4 protein-coding genes are annotated in these 4,598 nt (G+C 71.5%); all 4 read right to left on the bottom strand.

Going from position 1 to position 4,598, the window contains the following annotated elements; all coding sequences use genetic code 11:
* Positions 1-911: phospho-N-acetylmuramoyl-pentapeptide-transferase (mraY, locus tag V7067_RS15740; RefSeq protein WP_334176850.1), on the bottom strand; the 911-nt coding region annotated here is incomplete at its 3' end.
* Between the two features lie 7 nt (positions 912-918).
* Positions 919-2,358, bottom strand: a complete 1,440-nt coding sequence (locus V7067_RS15735) for a UDP-N-acetylmuramoylalanyl-D-glutamyl-2,6-diaminopimelate--D-alanyl-D-alanine ligase (RefSeq protein WP_334176849.1) — start codon at positions 2,356-2,358, stop codon at positions 919-921.
* On the bottom strand, positions 2,355-3,839 hold the full coding sequence (locus tag V7067_RS15730) for a UDP-N-acetylmuramoyl-L-alanyl-D-glutamate--2,6-diaminopimelate ligase (protein WP_334176848.1): 1,485 nt from the start codon (positions 3,837-3,839) through the stop codon (positions 2,355-2,357). Before V7067_RS15730 ends, V7067_RS15735 begins: the two co-directional genes overlap by 4 nt.
* 128 nt (positions 3,840-3,967) lie before the next feature.
* On the bottom strand, positions 3,968-4,598 hold a 631-nt coding region (locus V7067_RS15725), incomplete at its 5' end, for a penicillin-binding transpeptidase domain-containing protein (RefSeq protein WP_334176847.1).

The following is a 4,598-nucleotide window of genomic DNA, read 5'->3' as shown; positions in this document are numbered from 1 at the left end:
ACCGACAGCGCCTCGATGACGAACAGGCCGCCGATGATGACCAGCACGACCTCGTGCTTGGCGGCAACGGCGATGGTGCCGAGCATGCCGCCAAGCGCCAGCGAGCCGGTATCGCCCATGAAGATGGCCGCCGGCGGGGCGTTGAACCACAGAAAGCCGATGCCGGCGCCGATGACGGCGCCGCAGATGACGGCGAGTTCGCCGACGCCGGGCACGAAGTGGATCTGCAGATAGTCGGCGAACACCACGTTGCCGGCGAGGTAGGTGATGATGCCGAACGAGCCGGCCGCGATCATCACCGGCACGATGGCCAGACCGTCCAGACCGTCCGTCAGGTTGACCGCGTTGCCGGCGCCCACCACCACGAGGATGGTGAAGGGCACGAAGAACCAGCCGAGGTTGATGATGACATCCTTGAAGAACGGCACGGCCAGCGCGGTGGACATCGGCGGGGCGGAAAGCCGGGCCATCACCACCGCGGCGATGCCGGCAATCAGCGCCTCCACGGCAAGGCGCGAGCGGCCGGAAAAGCCCTTGTGGCTCTGCTTCGTCACCTTCAGGTAGTCGTCATAGAAGCCGATCAGGCCGAAACCGAGGGTCACCATCAGCACCACCCACAGGTAGGGGTTGGCGAGGTTGCCCCACAGCAGCGTGGAAACCACGAGGCCGGACAGGATCATGAGGCCGCCCATGGTGGGCGTGCCCTTCTTGGCGAGATGGGTCTGCGGGCCGTCGGCCCGGATGGGCTGGCCCTTGCCCTGCCTCACCCGCAGCGAGGCAATGATCGCCGGGCCGAACAGGAACACGAACAACAGCCCCGTCATCATCGCGGCGACGGTGCGGAAGGTGATGTAGCGGAACACGTTCAGAACCGAGGCGTGTCCGCTGAGATCGGCGAGGAAATAGAGCATCCTCTTTTCAGTCTCCCGAACCGACAGCGGCGGCGGGGGCCGCGTATCGGGTACAAAGATGGGTCACGAGCGGGCCGAGGCGGCTGCCGTTCGAGGCCTTGACCATGATGGCATCGCCGGGTCGCAGACCGGCGATCACCGCCGGCTCCAGGTCCGCGGCGCTTTGCGCATAGGCCCCCTTCAGGGCTGCCGGCAAGGCATCGTAAAGCGCAGCAGCCAGCGGCCCGGCGCAATGCACGCAGTCGATGCCGGCGGCGACGAAATCCGGCGCGAGGCCGGCATGGAGGGCGGCACCCTCATCGCCGAGTTCGCGCATGTCGCCGACGACGGCAATGCGCCGGCCGCCCGGCCCGGTGGGGGTGAGCGCCAGCAGGGCGATGGCGGCGCGCATCGAGGCCGGATTGGCGTTATAGGCCTCGTCGATCAGCGTTGCGGTGCCGCCGGCCAGATGCAGGGTGTGGCGCCGGCCGCGGCCGGCCGGCGCGGTAAAGCCGGCAAGGGCGTCCAGCGCCGGGGCGAGCGGCGCCCCCAGCGCGGCGACGGCGGCGGCAACGGCGAGCGCGTTCAGCGCCATGTGCCGGCCGGGCGCGCCGAGCCGCCACACATGGCGGGTGCCGGCGATGTCGGCGGTGATGTCGCTGCCCTCGGCGCCCAGAACCACATCGGTCAGGCGCACGTCGGCGGCCGCATCGGCGCCGAAGCTGACGACGCGGGCCCCGGCGCGGCGCGCGGCGGCCGCGAGGCGTTCGAAATGGCGGTTGTCGCGGTTGAGGATCGCCGTGCCGCCGGGTTCCAGCCCGAGGAAGATCTCGGCCTTGGCATCGGCAATCTCTTCCTCGCTGGCGAAGAAGGCCGCATGGGCGGCGGCGATGGTGGTGACGATGGCGACCTGCGGCCGCACCATCCTGACCAGCGGTGTGATCTCGCCCGGCGCGCTCATGCCGATCTCGAACACGCCGTAGCGGGCGTCCGCCGGCAGGCGGGCGAGCGACAGCGGCACGCCCCAGTGATTGTTGAACGACGCAGCGGATGCGTGAACGGGCCCGATGGCCCCGAGCGCGCAGCGCAGCGCCTCCTTGGTGCCGGTCTTGCCGACCGAGCCGGTGACGGCCACGATGCCGGCGGACGAGCGCGCCCGGGCGGCGCGCGCCATGGCGCGCAGCGCCTCCATCACGTCCGGCACGGCCAGCAGCGGACCGGCGCCGGCGAGCTCTGCCGTCCGGTCTTCCGCCACCACCGCCAGCGCGGCGCCGGCGGCGAAGGCGGCAGCCACATAATCGTGGCCGTCGAGGCGGTCGCCGGTGATGGCCAGAAAGGCATCGCCGGGCTTCAGGCTGCGGCTGTCGATGGAAAGGCCGCCGGCAACGCCCGCCCCCGCGGTGCCGGCCGGCAGCAGCCGGCCGCCGGTGGCGGCAACGAGGGCGTCGAAGGTCCACAGGGCGCTCATCGGGCGATCTCCGCTTCCGGGCCGCTTCCGGCCGTGCATTCGGCCAGCGCCTGCAGCACTTCCTCATGGTCGGAGAACGGCAGCACGGTGCCGCCGACGATCTGTCCGGTCTCGTGGCCCTTGCCGGCGACCACCAGCACGTCGTCGGCCTCCAGCATGGCGACAGCGGTGCGGATGGCGGCGGCGCGGTCGCCGATTTCCAGCGCTGCCGGGGCGGCGGCCAGAATGGCGCGGCGGATGTCGGCCGGCTCCTCGCTGCGCGGGTTGTCGTCGGTCACGATCACCGTGTCGGCGAGGCGGGCGGCGATGGCGCCCATCAGCGGCCGCTTGCCGCGGTCGCGGTCGCCGCCGGCGCCGAACACCACGATCAGCCGGCCGGCGGTGATCGGCCGCAGCGTGGTCAGCACCGCTTCCAGCGCATCGGGCTTGTGGGCGTAATCGACGAACACCGGCGCCCCGGCTGCGGTGCGGCCGACGAGATCGAGCCGCCCCGGCGCGCCTTCCAGCCCGGAAAGCGCCGCCACGGCCTCGCCGGCCGGCACGCCGGCGGCCACGCAAAGGCCGAGCGCGATCAGGGCGTTGGCGATCTGGAAATCGCCGAGCAGCGGCAGGAAGCCGGTGCAGCGGCCGGCGGGGGTGTCGATGACGAGGCGCTGGCCGGTGCCTTCCGGCGTGGCGCTGACGAGGCGCAGTCCCTCGCCGCGGGCCCCGACGGTGATCAGCGGCAGCCCGCGCCGGCGCGCGGCGGCAATGACATGCCGGGCGCCGGGCGCATCGGGATCGGCCACCACCGGTGCCCCGTCGGGCAGCAGCTCGGTGAACAGACGCAGCTTGGCGGCGAGATAGGCTTCCACCGTGGGGTGGTAGTCCATGTGGTCGCGGCCGAGATTGGTGAAGGCCGCGGCCGTCAGCGCCACGCCGTCCAGCCGGTGCTGGTCGAGACCGTGGCTGGAAGCCTCCAGCGCCACATGTGTCACGCCCTCATCGCGCACGCGCGCGAGGCTGGCGTGCAGCGTCACCGGATCGGGGGTGGTCAGGCTGCCGTAGCACTTGGTGCGGGCGGTGACGATGCCGAGCGTGCCGAGGCTGGCCGCTGGATGGCCGGTGGCCTCGAAGATCTGGCGCGTGAAGGCGGCCACCGAGGTCTTGCCGGCGGTGCCGGTGACGGCAACGATGGTGCGCGGCTGGGGGGCGTAGAGCCGGGCGGCCATGAGCGCAAGGCGGCGGCGCGGATCGGCATCGCGCAGCACCGGAACGCCGAGGCCGGCCGGCACCTCGCTGCCGAGGCCGACCAGAACGGCGGGCGAGCCGGCGCGGACGGCCGCGGCGGCGAAGCCCGCGCCATCGGCCTTCACACCCGGCAGCCCGGCAAACAGGATGCCCGGGCCGGCCTTGCGGCTGTCAGCCGTCAGCCCCGTGACGGAGATGTCGCCCTCCGCGGGGCCGGCGACGAGATCCGGGGCGAGTTCGGCGAGACGCATGGTGCTGTTTGGCTCCCGTTAGGGTTATCGCTCCGTTTCCGCCGCGATCTGTGCCCGAGGGCCGATCTTCCGGGGGCGGGGGGAGGGTGGCAGACGGCGGAAGGGGCCGGCGGACCGGCCCCGGCTCATCAGTGTCCTGAGGCCAGAATCTGTTCGGCCGGCATGTCCTGCCGCGGCTGGATGCCCAGCATCGGTATGATGCGGCGCAGGATGTTGGCGGCGAGCGGCACGGCGTTGGCGCCGGACGAGCGCGGGGCACCCGGCTTTTCCGGCCGCGGATCGTCGATGGTGACGAGCAGCAGATATTGCGGGTCGTCCATCGGGAAGGCGGCCATGAACGAGTTGACGTTCTGGTCCTTGGAATAGCGCCCGCCGACCACCTTTTCCGCGGTGCCGGTTTTGCCGCCGACATCGAAGCCCGCAATGTTGGCGCGCCGGCCGGAGCCCTTCTCCGCGTTGAGACGGAACAGATAGCGCATCTTGGCGCTGGTCTCGGGCGAGATGATCTGGGTGGCGAGCTTGTCGGCATCCTGTTGCGAGCGCGGGAAGAAGGTGGGCGGAATGTAGCGCCCGCCGTTGACGATGGCCGCGCCCGCCGCCGCCGCCTGCATCGGGCTGACCGAAATGCCGTGGCCGAACGCGGTGGTGGCGACGGTAATGTCCTTCCACGCCCGCGGCACGATCGGCGCGCCGACTTCCGGCAGGTCGGTCTGCAGCTTCTTCAGGAAGCCGAAGCGGCCGAAATATTCCTTCATCACC

The organism is Pseudoxanthobacter sp. (genome assembly GCF_036822375.1).
Lineage (GTDB): Bacteria > Pseudomonadota > Alphaproteobacteria > Rhizobiales > Segnochrobactraceae > Pseudoxanthobacter.
The sequence above is the reverse complement of the archived record's forward strand: the minus strand, read 5'-3'. Positions and strand labels throughout refer to the sequence as shown.